The organism is Lysinibacillus sp. IITD104 (assembly GCF_036698265.2).
GTDB classification, from domain to species: Bacteria; Bacillota; Bacilli; order Bacillales_A; family Planococcaceae; genus Lysinibacillus; species Lysinibacillus boronitolerans.
Window position 1 is genome coordinate 456,377 of the sequence record NZ_JBAHYH020000001.1, and the last position, 17,333, is coordinate 473,709.

A 17,333-nucleotide genomic window follows, 5' to 3' on the forward strand; every position below is an offset into this window, starting at 1 on the left:
AATGAGTAAACCAGTAGCATGTACGCTACTGGTTTTTAATTAGGGAGGAAAATGATGCAGACTGCTTTAGGCATTATTTTATTTTTAGTTACATTATTTTTTGTCATAGTGCAACCACGAAAACTATCAATAGGCTGGTCGGCCTGTATAGGAGCAGCTATTGCACTATTAATAGGTGTAGTAACCTGGCATGATGTATTAGAGGTAACGGAGATTGTTTGGAATGCAACACTATCATTTATTGGCATTATTTTAATTTCACTCATCTTAGATGAAATTGGCTTTTTTGAATGGGCAGCTCTCCATATGGCACGACTCGCAAAGGGAAGTGGAATTCGCTTATTTGTTTATATTAGTTGCCTTGGAGCTGTTGTCTCAGCTTTGTTTGCTAATGATGGGGGTGCTTTAATATTAACGCCGATCGTTTTAGCAATGGTGAGAAAACTGAACTTGACTGAAAAAATGATCTTTCCATTTATTATTGCAAGTGGTTTTATAGCAGACACAACCTCCTTACCTTTTGTTATTAGCAATTTAACGAATATTGTCTCAGCTGACTTTTTTGACATAGGGTTTATAGATTATGCAGTTCATATGATCGTACCGAACTTCTTTTCGTTAGTGGCAAGTATAGCAGTACTTTACATTGTTTTTCGCCGTTCCATTCCACAGCATTATTCTCTTGAGGCAGTTGAGCAACCAAAGCACGCAATCAGGGATCCCAAATTATTTACGATCGCTTGGTATGTGATTGCAATCCTATTAGTGGGATTCGTAGCTGGTGAGGTTTTACACATCCCTGTATCCTTTATTTTATGTGGGGTCGCTGCTTTATTCTTATGGCTTGCACAGCGTAGCTCTATTGTAGATACAAAGAGGGTTGTAAAAGGAGCTCCATGGAACATTGTGTTCTTCTCAATTGGTATGTATGTGGTTGTCTATGGGTTAAAAAATGTAGGGATGACAGGACTGTTAGCAAATTTATTCGAGCTAGCTATACAGCAGGGCTTCGTAGTAGCAACGATGACGATGGGATTTGTGGCTGCCATTTTGTCTGCTGTCATGAACAACTTACCTACTGTTATGATTGATGCTTTGGCGATTTCAGAAACAAGCGCATCGGGCATGATGAAGGAGGGACTGATTTATGCAAATATAATTGGTACGAATTTAGGTCCAAAAATGACACCGATTGGTTCACTGGCAACATTGCTATGGCTTCATATATTAGCCCAGAAAGGCATTAAAATTAGCTGGGGACAATATTTTAAAATCGGTGTTATTCTTACCATTCCGACACTGTTCGCCACTTTAATTGCATTAATTATTTGGATATGCTTAATATCATAGATTTATTGTCGAAATAGTTGAAAAAATAGTACAATAGGAACTATTAAGATATTAGTATATCAGTATATTAAAGGAGGAAAGTATGCGAGCGACAGGCAAATTAAGCAATAAAATAGTGTTAATGTCATTAGTAATGTTAGTGGCTTTGTTATCTTTTTTTGTTATAACAACTATCTACACAGCAAAATTATCTGTTAATAAAACCATGGGAACACAGGCAGTTGCAGTTGCTGAGAATATTGCAAAACATCTAAATGCTGATGAGTATGAGCAACTCTCAAAGGAACCAAAAGAATCTGAGTTATATTGGCGACTTCGAGAAGAGCTCAACGAATTACGTGAAATAAATGGTGTTCTCTATGCCTATACTTTCGCAGTACCACAGGAAGATAAAAAGGTACGTTTTTTAGTGGACGGTATGCCAGCAGATGATCAAGAAAATGCTGGAGCTATAGGAGATGAGTCCTCCACCACATACTACAAGGATATTGAAAAGGTAAAGAATACAGGAAGTTATTATTCCGCTATTTTACATAGTGATTTTGGAGATTATTTATCTGGTACTGTTCCATTAAAGGATGAGGCAGGGAATACTGTTGCCTTTGTTGGGGTCGATATAGAAGCAACAGAGGTAAGCAATGTTGCGAATGCCGTATTAACGGCTATTTTACCTGCATTAATTATTGTCATATTAGCTTTAACAGGTATTGTTATGTTCATCCTATATCGTTATATTAATGGAGCGTTAAAACCTCTTGCACATTTAGGTGATGCAGCACAAAGTTTTGCTCAAGGTGATATTGCTAAGGCAACGATAGCAGTGGAGAAAATCCAGCTAAAAGGAGCAAATGAAATTACAATATTTGCACAATCCTTCAGAGAATCACTACAAAAATTAAAAGAAACTTTCCATACGATTCAACAACGCACATTTGCTTTACAAAATGTTGTTCAAAAAATTGATGAGACTTCTCAGCATGTGGAAGAATCAAACGCTCAAATTGCAGATCGAATTATTGAAATTGCTGCTGGTAGTGAGCAACAGCAGCAAAATAATCAAGAGGTTGTATTAACTATGAATGAGATGTCGATTGGTATTCAACGACTGGCTGATACAACTTCAGAAATTGCAGAGTCATCATCAGCCATGACAGGACTTGTGGAAACAAGTGTTAATCATTCTCAAGAAGTTGTATCCCAAATTCAAAACGTAGAATCTTCTGTTTTACGTACGGCTAATCATGTCGAGGAAATGGGTGATAAGTTCCAATCAATTGAAGAGATGGTGACAATCATTACAAGTATAGCGGATCAAACCAACCTACTAGCTTTAAACGCGGCAATAGAAGCAGCTAGAGCAGGAGAAGCTGGTAAAGGATTTGCGGTCGTGGCAGATGAAGTTCGGAAACTTGCAGAGATGTCTAAAGCATCTGCTGACGAAATACACATGCATTTAGAAAGCTTTAAGAAAATTACTGATCGAGCATTACAGGAGATGGCTAGCAGTACCATAGATGTACAGGCAGGCAATAAAGCAGTGCAACACATAGGCGTAAGTCTAGAGAAAATATTGCATTCTGTCCTTGAGGTGAATAATAAAATTCAAGATGACTCTGCTGTCATTGAAGAAATGTCAGCAGGCTCTGAGGAAGTATTAGCTACTACCGAGCAGATGAATGCTATTGCGAAGCATAGTGTGCTAGGAACAAAGGAAGTAGCAACTGCCTCGGATTTACAAGTAACGATGGTTTCTGAATTAAATGAAGTTGTAACCATATTAGATCAAACAACGAAAGAGGTTATAGAAACGATTAATACATTTAAATTATGATAAGCACAAAACTATTTCTCTATAAGTGTACGTCTTGTGGAGAAATAGTTTTTATAAATTTTTGGCCATTAAAATATATCAAGAGGTTAGCATGAAAGTATTAAAACGAACCATATTAAGGGAAATTAGAAAATAATTTGTGCTTTACCCATTGTGAAAACTTCCAAACCATAACATAATATAAAGTAATATATTGTTGAACGAAGAAAATAGGGGGGCTAAAGTATGAAGTTTTTACGTTCAATACAGGGGAAATTGATTATTATATCATTGGCACTACTAATTATCCCAAGTTTAATAATAGGTATAGTTAGTTATGGTAAGGCTAAGAATGGGATGGAGGATATAGGAGAGCAGGTACTTTACAATAGTGTCGAATCTGCTTTGCAATTAATCGAGCTCGCAAACGAAAGTGTTGAGAAAGGTAATATTCCATTAGAGGTTGCACAGGAACGAGTACGAGAAGCATTTCTTGGTCCGAAAGATAGCGAAGGAAAACGGCCGATTAATTATCCTGGTGATTTAGGGGAATATGGCTATATTTATGTGCTGGATGATAAGGGAACATTAACAACACATCCAACACGAGAAGGAGATAATCTTTGGAATGACCAAGATAGCAGTGGCAATTACTTTATTCGAGAAGTAACTGAAAAGGCACTTGATGGTGGTGGCTTTACACAATATGAATTTGAACTACCAGGTCAGAATGTCTTAGCGGATAAAATTATTTATTCTGAGAAAGATCCACATTGGGGATGGATTATTGCATCAGGTACATATATGCAGGATTTTAATGCAGAGGCAAATTCTTTATTGCTAGTAATTGGTTTGACATTAGTAGGTGCCATCATTATTGGGACAATCGTTGTCATTCTTGTATCAAGACATCTTGCATTACCAGTTCAAAAATTATCTAAACGTGTGCGTGAAGTAGCAAAAGGGAATTTAACGGTTAAAATTGAGCATTTACAGCGCTCGGATGAAATAGGACAGTTAAATGATGGCTTTAATGAAATGGTACATCAACTTAAAACACTTATTTCAGATGTGGAGGAAGCGATTGTAGAAATACAATCAACTTCAGCGAACTTAACTGCAGTAGCTGAGGAGACAAATGCCTATGGTGATGAAATCGTCAAAGCAATCAATGAAGTATCCAAGGGTGCAGTCAAGCAAGCATCTGATGCAGAGGATACAAACAGAACGGCTATCGAGTTTGCGCAGCAAATTGAAGGATTGCATGATAAAAATGAATTAATGTTAGATGCCTCACAGCATATGAAAAAATCAAATGAAGAAGGCCTAGTTAATCTAGAAATCTTAAAGGATAAGTCGCAGGAGTCTTCAAATCTCGTTCAGAATATTCAGTCTGTATTTGGTAGCTTAATTGTTAAGGTACGTGAAATTGAAGGCATCGTGGGGACGATTACGGAGATTTCAGATCAAACAAATTTACTTGCACTTAACGCCTCTATTGAAGCAGCAAGAGCGGGTGAACATGGTAAAGGATTCGCAGTTGTCGCGGAAGAGGTACGTAAACTTGCTGATCAAACCTCTGTAGCAACTGAGCTAGTACGCACGACGCTAAAAGGCATTGAAAGTGAAACAAACTTAGTCAATGATGAAATGCAGAAAACCCATATCATTGTAAGCCAACAAAATGATTCTGTCATGGTTACAGAATCATCCTTTAAAGAAATTAAATTAGCTGTTGAAAAAATCATAGCCATTATAGGCGATACGACGGATAGTGTAGAATATTTAAATAGCTCTAAGAATAATATTATGCAATCGATTGAAAGTATTGCGATGATTAGTGAAAAGAATGCTGCTGCGTCTGAAGAGGTAACAGCATCTGTAGATGAGCAACAACGCGCAATCCAACTCGTTAGCGAATCATCCAATGATTTAACCGATGAAATATCTGCTTTACAGGAGTCTATTAAACGATTTATATTGAGATAATATCTTTCAGGATGCTTGGTTAACAAGCATCCTTTTCTTTTTATCATCGTTAATAAAAGGTAAAGGAGGAATGATTTGTGAGAAGATGGTTGGTGACAGTTAGTGTTATTTTAATCGGTATTGGAATCGTTCTTTATATTTGGCTGGGAAGAGAGATTGATCAGGGTATAGAACCAAATGCCAATGGTTCAGCTGATTATATGATTATATTGGGAGCAAAAGTAAGGCCAGGTGGTGTACCATCGCTTTCATTAAAAAGTAGATTAGAGGTGGCTGTTCCATACTTAACAAGATACCCACATGTTAAGGTCATTGTGTCAGGTGGACAAGGGCCAGATGAAGACCGTACAGAGGCATCTGTAATGCAAGACTATTTGGAACAGCATGGCATCGATGCCACGAGAATTATCATAGAAGATCAATCTACGTCTACTTATGAAAATTTAGTATTCTCTAAAGAATTATTACCAGAAGAGACAAAGAAAATTACCATCGTTTCAAATGACTTTCATTTGAAACGTGCAAAATATCTTGCTGAAACGTTAGATTTTGAAGTAGATGTCCTATCAGCAAAAACACCAAAATCAGTAGAAGCAAAATTAAGAATAAGAGAAAGAGCTGCCTTATTAAAAACATATATTGTGGGCTATTAAAACAATAACGCCTTTACATTTCTTTCCCACAAAAAAATCATCACAACAGAAAAGAGATAATTGTTTCTTAATAGATTCCATTTGGCATATAATAGAAATATTACGGGGTATAGGACAGAAAGAGGGGACTTTAATGACAACGTTTAAAGATTATCAATACAGCCGACCAAATGTGGCATCGATGAAAGAGCAGCAATTAGCACTTATTAAGCAATTTAAACAAGCACAATCGATGGACGAGCAAAGTAATATCATAGAAAAGCACAATGCAATTAGTAATGACTTTGCGACAATGGCTAATTTAGTGTATATTCGTGCTTCAATCGATACGAACGATGAATTTTATCAAGCAGAACGTGATTATTTCGATGAAGTAGGTCCTGAGCTAGAAGAAGTAACGACGGAATATTATAAAGCTTTAATTGATTCACCATTTCGTGAGCAATTAGAAGAAAAATGGGGTCAACAATTATTTGATTTAGCAACTTATCAAATTAAAGGCTTCTCACCAGAAGTTATTGATTTGATGCAAAAAGAAAACAGACTTGTTTCTGAGTACAATAAGCTTGTTGCTTCTGCACAAATCGACTTTAATGGGGAGACATTAACGCTTGCTCAACTAGGTCCGTTTGCAGAGTCAACGGATCGAGAAACACGTAAGGCCGCAACGGATGCTCGTTTTGGCTTCTTTGCAAAGCATGAAGATGAATTCGATCGTTTATATGACGAACTTGTCAAGGTACGCCATGAAATTGCGATTAAACTGGGCTATAACAACTATGTTGAACTAGGCTATATTCGTATGAATCGTATTGATTACAATGCTGATATGGTTAAAAAATTCCGTGATCAGGTTCGTGATTTAATTGTGCCTGTTGCAACGAAGCTATATGAGCGTCAGGCAAAGCGAATTGGCATTGAAGATTTTAAATTTTATGATGAAGCACTTAACTTCTTATCAGGTAATGCTACGCCAAAAGGGAATCCTGAGTGGATTGTAGCAAACGGTAAAAAAATGTATGAGGAGCTTTCACCTGAAACAGGAGAATTCTTCAATTTCATGATTGATCATGACTTAATGGATCTTGTAGCGAAGAAAGGGAAAGAAAGTGGCGGTTATTGTACGTTTATTGAAAACTATCATTCTCCATTCATTTTCTCAAACTTTAATGGTACTTCAGGTGACATTGATGTATTAACACATGAAGCTGGACATGCTTTCCAAGTTTATTCAAGCCGTAACATAGGCATTCCTGAGTATTTATGGCCAACCTACGAATCTTGTGAAATTCACTCGATGAGTATGGAATTCTTCACATGGCCTTGGATGGAGCTGTTCTTTGAAGGTGATACAGAGAAATATAAATTTACACATTTAAGTAGTGGTCTTTTATTCTTACCATATGGTGTGGCAGTAGATGAGTTCCAGCATGTTATTTATGAAAATCCTACAATGACTCCTGCTGAACGTAAAGCTGCATGGAAAAAAATTGAGGAAACATATTTACCACACCGCGACTATGATCATAACAGCTACCTAGAGGCTGGGGGCATTTGGCAACGTCAGGCCCACATCTATGCAAGCCCGTTCTATTACATTGATTATACGTTAGCGCAAATTTGTGCCTTCCAATTCTGGAAGCGTTCACGTGAAGAATTTGAAGCGGCTTGGAAAGACTATATTCATCTTTGTAGTTTAGGTGGCTCGATGTCCTTTACAAAGCTTGTAAAAGAGGCAGGTTTAATCTCACCATTTGAGGATGGCTGTGTTGAATCGGTAATTGGAGAAATTGAGACATTCTTAAACTCAATAGATGATTCCTCTCTATAATTGATGACTTAAATTCGTTTCACTTCCACGATAACTAGTGTGGAAGTGAGCGAATTTTTTAGTTTGTCAGAGGAGTTCTGTAAAAAAATACTAGGATACTTGCGAAATGGTTAATATATCAGTAGTATTTTCAGTAACTGCATTTAAAGGAAGTGAATGAAAGTGACGAGGAAAGTTTGGTTTCAAGTAGGAGTAGGGGTACTACTTACACTACTAATCATTAAATATTTTATAGAAATTCATTGGATTTTTTCACCACTTGTCATCATCTTAAAAGCCATTTTTGTGCCTTTACTACTTGGTGGTGTTCTCTATTATGTAACTGAGCCAATTCAGAGGTTTTTAGAAAAACGTGGATTTCCTCGATGGGGAAGTATATTGACGATTGTGTTCGGACTAATAGCAATGGTAGGTATTTTTGGCTGGATAATTGGTAACCCAATTGCCGAGCAGGTCAATAAATTAGTGAAGAATGCTCCTATGATTAGTACGAGTATTAGCACGAGCATTCAGCAACTGACAGACTATGTAACGCAAAATAAGGATAACTTCCCTCAGCAATTAAATGATGTTATCGAAAAAATGGCGAATTCGGTACAAGATATTGCAGTAGTGGCGAGTAAAGGATTTGTGTCCTTTTTACAATCCATTGTATCTGTGTCGTTATTAGCCATTTTAATTCCATTCTTCTTTATTTTTATGCTGAAGGATCATGAGAAGTTTGCTCCATCCATCTATAAATACTTCAGTGGTGAACGTCAGCAATGGGTAAAGAAAACGTTAAGTGAAATTGATGATGTATTACGTACCTACATTCAGGGCCAACTGCAAATTAGCTTTTTATTAGCACTAATAATGTATGTAGGCTATTTAATTATCGGATTAGACTATTCGCTATTACTAGTGATTTTTGCATTCTTTATGAATATGATTCCATTTATTGGGCCTTGGATTGCCTTTGCGCCAGCCCTGATTGTGGCAGTTATTCAAGATCCAATTTTAGTGGTGTGGGTTTCGGTTGTGACGCTGGTCGCTCAGCAAATAGACAGCAACTTTATTACACCGAATGTCATGGGGAAATCACTTGATATCCATCCCCTTACCGTTATTACAATTATTTTAGCGGCAGGTAATATAGCAGGTTTTATTGGCATTATTATCGCTGTACCATTTTATGCAGTCTTAAAGGTTATCGTATCCAATATTTATGATCAACGTAATGCGATTAAGAAAAAAGCGACGAAGTCAGTATAGGAGTCGAAACAATGGAACAAGAAATTGTAAAGGTATTTAATGAACAGCATGAGCAAATTGGGACAGCTACGAGAGCGGAAGTACATGAAAAAGGGCTTTGGCATGAGACTTTTCATTGCTGGCTTGTCAATGAAGACTATATTTATTTTCAAGTACGTAGTTCACAGAAAAAGGATTATCCAGGGTTGCTTGATATTACAGCAGCAGGGCATCTTTTAGCGATTGAGACTGTAGAGTCAGGTATTCGAGAAGTAAAAGAAGAATTGGGACTCAATATTGATGTCCATGAGGTAGTCAAAATGGGCATGACCTCTTGTAGTATCGTTTCTGAAAATATGATCGACAATGAATTTTGCCATGTCTACATATATCCTTTCAAGCATGATTGGGATTCCTTTGCTTTGCAGTATGAGGAAGTATCAGGTGTAGTAAGAGCGAGGCTAAATGAGGCGGAGGCTTTCTTCTTGGGGGAAACGACGACGCTTAATATTGAAGGATATGAATATTTCCCAGATGGTCAACGTGTGAGAATTGTCAGACCAGTTGGTACTGCACAATTTGTTCCTTATCGGGAATTGTATGTTGCACAGGTGATAAAATTCACACGTGAAAAAATATTTAATCAAACCTCATAAGTTTAAATAGGATAAGCTATAAAATTAGCTTGTCCTATTTTCTTGTGCAAAATGATTTAGAAACAACACGATATAATAGGAAAAAATGAGTTATACTGTTAGATAGATTGTAAAGAAAAGGAGCATTTTTTATATGCTAACATTTGAACAAAAACAAGCGATTATTGAATCGTTTTCTGAGCTAACAAAAAAAGAAATTTCTTTAAAGCGCCTAAATTATCATTACATGGACAGTCTTTACGAAAAGACGATTGTAGTGGAGAAATTACATCCAAATGGCAATGGCTTTGTCTTTGTGGGAGATTTATTGCGCTATGAGAATGAGGCTAACGATAAAGGATTAGTTAATATCCGCGATTATGATGAACTACAGCTTCGTGAAATTATTGAAGACGCTATCCAATATTTATCTGAAGAAGTAGAAGAGCAGGAGCCAATTGTAGAGATTTGGAATAGCCGAGATGGTAGTCAGTTACAGCTAGCTTTTGAGCAGCGTTCTTGGAACGTGTATCATGGAGACAATCTTGAAGAGGCATTTGGTACGTATGAGGCAGCAAAGGAATATTTACTAGAAGAAGGCTTTCGTACAAAGAAATAAGAAATACGGGGGATCATGATAGATGAACGGAAAGAAATTAGTGGGAATTGTTATTGTTGTTGTGATTGCGGCATGTTTATTTTCAGTTTATACCATTACTAATTTTTATAAAAATCACGAAGAACAGCCAAATCGTGAAAATCGTGAAATTAATAAGTCAAAGAGCTTGAATTTAATTTTGCCACAGGCTACAATTATCTCGAATTCAAGATAATTGAGAGGTGACTGTCAGTGCAACATATTTATTATAAAGGTACAGACGAAACGAAGCCGACATTATTATTACTACATGGTACAGGTGGTAATGAGGAAAGTCTTATTGGGCTGGCAAAAGAAATAGATGAAACAGCTAATATTTTAAGTGTTCGTGGGAATGTACTTGAGCATGGAATGCCACGATTTTTCCGCCGATTAGCGGAGGGTGTCTTTGATATGGAAGATTTAATCTTTCGTACAAAGGAACTTTATGAATTTTTACAGACGTCAGCACAGCAATATGGCTTTGATCGCCAACGAATTGTAGCAATAGGGTATTCGAATGGTGCTAATATTGCAGCAAGCTTATTATTCCACTACGATGATGCGTTAGCAGGAGCTATTTTACATCATCCAATGGTACCAAGACGTGGTATTGAATTACCGCAGCTCTCTCCAACACCTGTGTTTATCGGTGCGGGTACGAATGATCCAATGTGTACAGCACAGGAATCTGAGGATTTAGAAACCCTTTTAAGTACTGCAGGTGCAACGGTAACGACGAAATGGTTTAATTTTGGTCATCAACTAACAATGCCTGAAGTTCAAGCAGCAAAAGAATGGTATAACAGCATCTATGCTTAATTGAAAAATCCACCTCACTTATAAAAGGAGGTGGATTTTCATTATGTTATTTACTTTTCTTTGAGAAAGGAAGCCACCAGTTCCAGTCGCCAAATAGCTTCATGAGACTAGGCACAAGCATAAGACGAATAATCGTTGCATCAATTGCAACAGCAATGGCGATACCAACCCCAATTTGCTTCACAGGCATCACATCAGTAAAAGCAAACGCACCTGTAATAACAATCATAATAAGCGCTGCCGATGTAATTATTCGGCTAGTAGAGGTTAAGCCATCAATTGTTGCACGCGTATTGTCGGAGCCCTTTAAATATTCCTCTTGGATACGAGAAATTAAAAAGACTTCGTAATCCATACTTAAGCCAAATACAAGACAAAAAACAATAACTGGAATGATCAGTACAATGGAGCCTGCTTCAATACCAAAATGTCCATATTGGAAAATATAAACGAGTATACCGAATGCGGATGAAAGCCCAATAATGTTCATGATTATTGCCTTTAACGGAATTAAGATAGAACGGAATGCCAACATTAAAATAAAGAATGTGGAAACGATAATAATCGCTATAGCCAAAAAAATTTTATTAGCAATTTCATCAAAAATTTCTTGGTTGAATTTAGCTGGTCCTCCAAGTCTAAAATCTACGCCTAAGTCTTTGTCCATCCATGTTCGGGCAAATTTTTGAGCTGTAGAGGAAGAACCCGCTGCATCAATTGTGATTGGGACAAATAGCTGTGTATCCTTTGAAAAAGTACTTATAACAGGCTTTAATTGTTCTGCAACCTGTGGAATAGCTAAAGAAGCAGAGAGCTCCTCTGGTGTTTGAATGTTAGCAGCTGTATATATAGTTGAAACATTAGTCACTAATGGGTCCTGTAATAGCTTTTCTTGAATCGTATAAATTAGCTCTCTACCCTCAGTGTCCTCCCAGCCATTTTTTCGTTCAGCTAACAAATATAATGTAGAGGATTCACCTAATCCAAAGGTTTCATCTAATTTATCGTATGCTACACGTGCATCATATTTTGTTGGTAGGGAGTCCACCTGTGGTATGGTTAATCGGATATCCTTTAAAGGGATCATGCCAATGCCTAGTAACAATAATGCTGAAATCACTATAGCTACTGGATGCTTCATGACAAAACCTGCAAAGCCGCGCCAACGATTTGCTCCACCTGGTTTAACGCGTATTAAGCGCCATTTATTAAGTTTATCTCCTAATAGCATCATGGTGGCAGGAAGGAATGTTAAGCCAGAAAGAACGGCTAACAGGACGACTATAGTGCCTCCTAGCGCAATATTGTGAAAAATTTCTACATCAATGACAATCATCGCACCTAAGCCAATCATGACACATACTGCGGAGAAAATGATAGAACGGCCTGCTGTCTGAATAGCAGTTTGAATAGCTTGTGCAATAGAAGTATGTGCGCGTTCTTCTCGGTAACGATTAATAAACAGCAACGCAAAATCAATACTTAAAGCCAGCCCAAGCATCGGGACAATATTTAAGACGAAAATAGATAGATTTACATTAGCACTAAGCAGCGTCATCATACCAAATGCCGTAACCACTGTCACAACACCAATGATGATTGGTAGAATAGAGGCAACAACTGTACCGAACGCTAATAAGAGAACCACGATGGCAATTGGCAATCCAATGGCTTCAGCTGATGCTAAATCCTTTTGACTAGCAGTATTTATGTCAGCAGAAATAACAGGACCTCCAGTAATACTAACACCGTCTTTTTCAATTAATGAGCGGAATTCCTCAACAATGTCCGGAAGGTTTTCTACATCGTTCTTTATGTGAACCATAGCATAGGCAATACCATCTTTCCGTAAAGAGGAGTCTTCTAAAGGTGATTGAATAGAATGAATCTCTTTTTTGCTATCTAATTTTTTTAAAGTGTCTTCAATTTTCTGATCATCAGCTGGATCAAAGACAACCAATATCGTATTAGATGGTAAATCAAATTTTTCTGCTAGCTCGTTGGTAACATAGGTATGATCTGCTTCGACAAAAAAACCATCACCTTGAAGTTTACCTGGAAGCTGTAAAGCAAAGTACGCCATTGCTAGAAAAATAATAAGCCATATGACTACGATTGCTTTCGCATGTGCTGTAATATAAGCTGAAAAAGTTTTCATAGTTGTTTATACATCCCCCTTTTCAATTAGTGTAAAGGATGTGTCACATTTTGTCGTGTGACAAAGTAAAGACTCCCATCCACTTTTTGGACAGGAGTCTTATTATTAAAAGAATAATGATAATACAAAATATATAACAGATGCCATAACAGCTGAAATTGGCATCGTAATCACCCAAGTAGTAACAATCTTTCGAGCCATGCCCCAGTTCACCCCACGTACACGCTGTGCTGAACCAACACCCATAATGGATGAAGAAATGACATGTGTTGTTGATACCGGTAAGTGGATTAGCGTAGCACCAAAAATAACAGTAGCAGAAGCTAAATCTGCAGCAACACCATTCACAGGGCGGATTTTCATGATCTTACCGCCAACCGTTTTAATGATTTTATAACCACCAATTGAGGTACCTAGCCCCATTGCTGTAGCTGCAGCAGCACGTACCCAGAAAGGAATTTCATCTCCAGTATGCAAGCCACCAGCGATTAATGCCATTGTCATAATCCCCATTGCTTTTTGGGCATCATTTGTACCATGGGTGAATGATTGGATGGCAGCAGTAAAAATTTGCATTGTACGGAAACCTTTATTCGTTCGATATAAATTTAAATTTTTAAACCATAATTTAAAAAGTGTCATCATGATAAAGCCTGCACAAATAGCAAGTAATGGTGAAAGCACTAACGCCATGATGATTTTAGTAAAGCCGCTATAGTTTAACACATTGAAACCAGCGGATGCGATAGCAGCACCAGCGATAGACCCAATCAATGTATGTGAAGAGCTTGAGGGAATACCGAAATACCATGTCAACAAATTCCAAATTATAGCTGAAATTAATGCTGCTAAAATAACGACTGAGCCTGTTGTGTCTCCTTCAAAAGCATTTAAAGCAAAAGGATCTACAATATCTTTTGTTAGAGCTTTTGCCACTCCTACAAAGGTGATAGCACCGATAAAGTTCATCGTTGCGGCCATAATGATTGCCGTGCGTGGCGGCAATGCTCTAGTAGAAACCGAAGTTGCAATAGCATTTGCTGTATCATGGAAGCCATTGATAAAGTCAAATGTTAGGGCAAAGATGACGACCAGTACGGTTAATATAATGATTGTGTTCATTGTAAAGTGCCCATCTCCTAATTATGCGTTACGCATGATAATTGTTTCCATAGTATTTGCTACGTTTTGACAATGATCAGCGATATCTTCAAGTTGTTCATAAATATCCTTAAATTTAATGAGGCGGATTGGATCCTTTTCATTTAAAAATAACTTCTTAATAGAAGTACGTTGTACCTCATCACATTCACGTTCATAGTCTTTAATAAGAATTGCGTGTGGACGCATGCCAATTAGATTCTTTTTCTTTAACTCTTCTGTCGCTTTGACTATTTCATCAGCACTTTTCGAAATAAACCCTAAGAAAATGCGCATAGATTCATCAATCTCAGTGAGCGAAAACATTTCAAAGTGTGCAATACAGTGTTCTGTTCCATCTAAAACATCATCCATACGAATGGCAAGCTCTAAAATATCCTCACGTTCAATTGGTGTCATGAAAGATTTATTTAACATGACAATCAGTTCATGAATAAGCTTATCACCAGCAGTTTCGTAATTTTTCATTGTAATGCTAATCTCTTTTAGGTCAGCCACACTGTTAATACGAAAATCATTTGCGTAATGTACAGCCTCTCTCATATTTTCAGCAATTTTATGCAATGCAATAAAGAAAGGGTCTTGTTTTTTTGAGTTAAGCATGTGAATCGAATCCTCCTGGATATAAATAAATTAATCGACCTCTAAACTTTACTATCATAACAAAATCTTTAATTTATCTACATAAAAATTTACTATTCGACACGAAAATTTACATTGCTGTAATATACAATTCGTTCACAAAATGTGAGATGATCCTGCTGTATTTATTTTTATGAGTACAGATAAAACCTTGTGATAACGGGAAATTCTTCTATCGTGATGACTTATTAGTACAGATTAAGACACGAAAAATGATAGAAGATAATATGAATAGCGCATCCGAATTGTAAAGGTATTGTAAATTCGTTTGATAACCAGAAGAGTACCTTCTTATTCTTAAGAATATCTTCATTTTTATCCTCCCTCTTTATTAAGAATTGTTTTCTACAATGGAAAATGAAGAAGAAAGGAGCGTTTATTAACTAATGATTCAAGTTGAAAACTTACAACATACATTTTTAATTGGAAAACGAGGGAAGGAAAAGCAAGTGCCTGTATTGAAAGGCGTGAACTTCGAGGTGAATAAAGGGGAAATTGTTGCTATTGTAGGCAAAAGTGGCTCAGGAAAATCGACCTTATTACAAGTTCTAGCTGGTTTTATGAAGGCTGAACAGGGCTCTATTAAAGTAAATGGAAAGGAAACAGCCCATCTAACTGAAACAGAAAGTGCTGCCTTTCGTTTACGTCAATTCGGTTTTATTTTTCAAAACTTTCAATTGATGCCTGGTTTAACGGCTTTCGAAAATATTGAATTACCTTTAAAGCTACAGGGTTTGCGTAAGGCTATGCGCAAAGAAAAAGTAAAGAAATTAATGGATAAGGTTGGTTTGACAGAAGTAGCAGACCATTATCCCAATGAATTGTCAGGTGGACAGCAACAGCGTGTCAGCATTGCACGAGCCCTTATTACGAATCCTCCCATATTACTTGCAGATGAGCCGACAGGGAGTCTCGATTCAGAAACCGAGCAGGATATCTTATTGCTTATTCAAAGTTTAAATCGTGAATTAGGGCTTACTTTTGTTATTATCACACACGATGAAGAAGTGGCTACTATCGCACATAGACGCTTCCGCATGTACGATGGAGAACTGGTAAAGGAGGAAGCTTAACATGTTATTTAAGGATCAATTAGATTTTGTAACACAACATATCAAGAAAAATAAGCTTCGTGTGTTTATGACGATACTGGCTGCAACGATGGGCTGTGCCTTTCTAATCGTGCTAGCATCTGTTGGTTTTGGATTACAGGAATCTTTACGCAATGAAATTCTTTCAAACGAAACAGTTACAAAAATTCAAGTATATGGTGATAAGCAATTAACTGAAGAACAAGTACAAGAAATTAAAAAAATGGAACATGTAGAAACAGTGCTTGAAACAATTAGTGTCAATGCCTCCGCGCAATCATTTTTTGAGGATCGTGATACAACTTCTAATTTAATATTGTCAGATATGCAGGACTTTGAACAGGTAAATGGAAAGCTTGCAAAAGGCCGCTATCCAACAAAATCTAATGAAATTGTTGTAGGCTATCATTTTGCTCAAACATTATTGAATGATACAGAACGTGACGTCATTGCAGAAAAAAGTAAAAAGGCTGAAGCTGAGGGCACGTATTATGATGGCAGTGAAGAAGGCTATAAAGAGTCTTTGCTTGGAAAAAACATAGACCTGTCCTTAGTTCCTCACACAGGTACAAATAATGAAACGCAAAAAATGAGTTATACAATTGTTGGCGTAATGGAGAAACCTTCTTATGATTGGATGGTTGATAACGCTATTCATATGGATAAAGAGCAAAAGGCAGTATTAGCTGAAAATTTATCTACAGATAGTAACATGGCAGAGGATGAGCTGTTTTACTCCGAATTTAATATTTATGCGGATACTTTAGAAAACGTTAAGCCGATTTTAGAGAAGTTAAAAGATAAGGGCTATAGTGTATTTTCAGTAACGGAGCAATTAGAACAAATGAATGTATTTTTCCTTGTATTAAAAATTGGCTTAATCTTTGTAGGCACAATTGCTGTGTTGATTGCTTCTATCGGTATTTTTAATACAATGACAATGGCTGTCACAGAGCGGACACGCGAAATTGGTGTGTTAAAGGCGATTGGGGCAAGTCCAAAGCTTATTCAACGGTTATTTTTAATGGAAAGCACATTTATCGGTATTTTTGGTACGCTAATTGCTGTTGTCATCTCGTATGCTATTAGCTTTGCGGCTAATGCAGCATTACCATTAATTCTTAAGGCGGCAACAGGGGAGGAAGCGTTTGCAACAAATGATATAACATTTTCTCTTATTCCATGGCAACTAGTCATTATTGCAGCGGCCATTAGTGTTGGTGTAGCGATGATTTCAGGTTATCGCCCAGCACGCAAAGCAACTAAAATCGATGTTATTCAAGCTTTACGACAAGAGTTATAATGAAAATTTATTTGGAAA

General features: G+C 37.0%; 15 protein-coding genes. 12 read left to right on the forward strand and 3 right to left on the reverse strand.

What is annotated here, in order from left to right; genetic code table 11:
- Positions 1-54: 54 nt before the first annotated feature.
- The 10 genes from V1L66_RS02380 (at position 55) to V1L66_RS02425 (ending at position 10,960) form a co-directional block, all read left to right on the forward strand.
- Positions 55-1,350 carry an arsenic transporter gene (locus V1L66_RS02380; protein WP_333004726.1) on the forward strand — a complete coding sequence of 432 codons (1,296 nt, stop codon included), beginning with the start codon at positions 55-57 and terminating at the stop codon, positions 1,348-1,350.
- A gap of 82 nt (positions 1,351-1,432) precedes the next feature.
- Positions 1,433-3,181, forward strand: coding sequence for a methyl-accepting chemotaxis protein (locus V1L66_RS02385; RefSeq protein ID WP_333004727.1), 1,749 nt, complete (start codon positions 1,433-1,435; stop codon positions 3,179-3,181).
- A gap of 225 nt (positions 3,182-3,406) precedes the next feature.
- Positions 3,407-5,149, forward strand: a complete 1,743-nt coding sequence (locus V1L66_RS02390) for a methyl-accepting chemotaxis protein (RefSeq protein ID WP_333004728.1) — start codon at positions 3,407-3,409, stop codon at positions 5,147-5,149.
- A gap of 77 nt (positions 5,150-5,226) precedes the next feature.
- Positions 5,227-5,802 (forward strand): ElyC/SanA/YdcF family protein, encoded by a 576-nt coding sequence (locus V1L66_RS02395; protein ID WP_333004730.1) that lies wholly within the window; start codon positions 5,227-5,229, stop codon positions 5,800-5,802.
- Between the two features lie 133 nt (positions 5,803-5,935).
- Positions 5,936-7,633 (forward strand): M3 family oligoendopeptidase, encoded by a 1,698-nt coding sequence (locus V1L66_RS02400; protein ID WP_333004731.1) that lies wholly within the window; start codon positions 5,936-5,938, stop codon positions 7,631-7,633.
- Between the two features lie 156 nt (positions 7,634-7,789).
- Entirely contained in the window at positions 7,790-8,887 is a 1,098-nt protein-coding gene (locus tag V1L66_RS02405) for an AI-2E family transporter (protein ID WP_333004732.1), read from the forward strand.
- Positions 8,888-8,898: 11 nt separating this feature from the next.
- The gene (locus V1L66_RS02410) at positions 8,899-9,522 is read left to right on the forward strand and encodes an NUDIX domain-containing protein (RefSeq protein WP_036079462.1); all 624 of its coding nucleotides are present in this window, start codon (positions 8,899-8,901) and stop codon (positions 9,520-9,522) included.
- A 133-nt stretch (positions 9,523-9,655) separates the two neighbouring features.
- Positions 9,656-10,120: a hypothetical protein gene (locus V1L66_RS02415; protein ID WP_036079460.1), complete on the forward strand. Its 465-nt coding sequence runs from the start codon at positions 9,656-9,658 to the stop codon at positions 10,118-10,120.
- Between the two features lie 22 nt (positions 10,121-10,142).
- Positions 10,143-10,334: a hypothetical protein gene (locus tag V1L66_RS02420; protein ID WP_004231917.1), complete on the forward strand. Its 192-nt coding sequence runs from the start codon at positions 10,143-10,145 to the stop codon at positions 10,332-10,334.
- A gap of 17 nt (positions 10,335-10,351) precedes the next feature.
- Positions 10,352-10,960, forward strand: coding sequence for an alpha/beta hydrolase (locus V1L66_RS02425; RefSeq protein WP_036079458.1), 609 nt, complete (start codon positions 10,352-10,354; stop codon positions 10,958-10,960).
- Between the two features lie 46 nt (positions 10,961-11,006).
- Here the strand turns inward: V1L66_RS02425 and V1L66_RS02430 are convergent, their stop codons facing one another.
- The 3 genes from V1L66_RS02430 to V1L66_RS02440 form a co-directional block, all read right to left on the reverse strand.
- Positions 11,007-13,118, reverse strand: coding sequence for an MMPL family transporter (locus V1L66_RS02430; RefSeq protein WP_333004734.1), 2,112 nt, complete (start codon positions 13,116-13,118; stop codon positions 11,007-11,009).
- A gap of 105 nt (positions 13,119-13,223) precedes the next feature.
- A complete protein-coding gene (locus V1L66_RS02435) occupies positions 13,224-14,240 on the reverse strand; it encodes an inorganic phosphate transporter (protein ID WP_036079454.1) in 1,017 nt (338 codons plus the stop codon).
- A 21-nt stretch (positions 14,241-14,261) separates the two neighbouring features.
- A complete protein-coding gene (locus V1L66_RS02440) occupies positions 14,262-14,882 on the reverse strand; it encodes a DUF47 domain-containing protein (protein WP_004231927.1) in 621 nt (206 codons plus the stop codon).
- Between the two features lie 425 nt (positions 14,883-15,307).
- On the opposite strand from V1L66_RS02440, the gene V1L66_RS02445 reads away from it, so the two are divergent.
- Positions 15,308-15,994 (forward strand): ABC transporter ATP-binding protein, encoded by a 687-nt coding sequence (locus V1L66_RS02445; protein WP_004231931.1) that lies wholly within the window; start codon positions 15,308-15,310, stop codon positions 15,992-15,994.
- Position 15,995: 1 nt separating this feature from the next.
- The gene (locus tag V1L66_RS02450) at positions 15,996-17,315 is read left to right on the forward strand and encodes an FtsX-like permease family protein (protein ID WP_333004736.1); all 1,320 of its coding nucleotides are present in this window, start codon (positions 15,996-15,998) and stop codon (positions 17,313-17,315) included.
- Positions 17,316-17,333 lie beyond the last annotated feature (18 nt).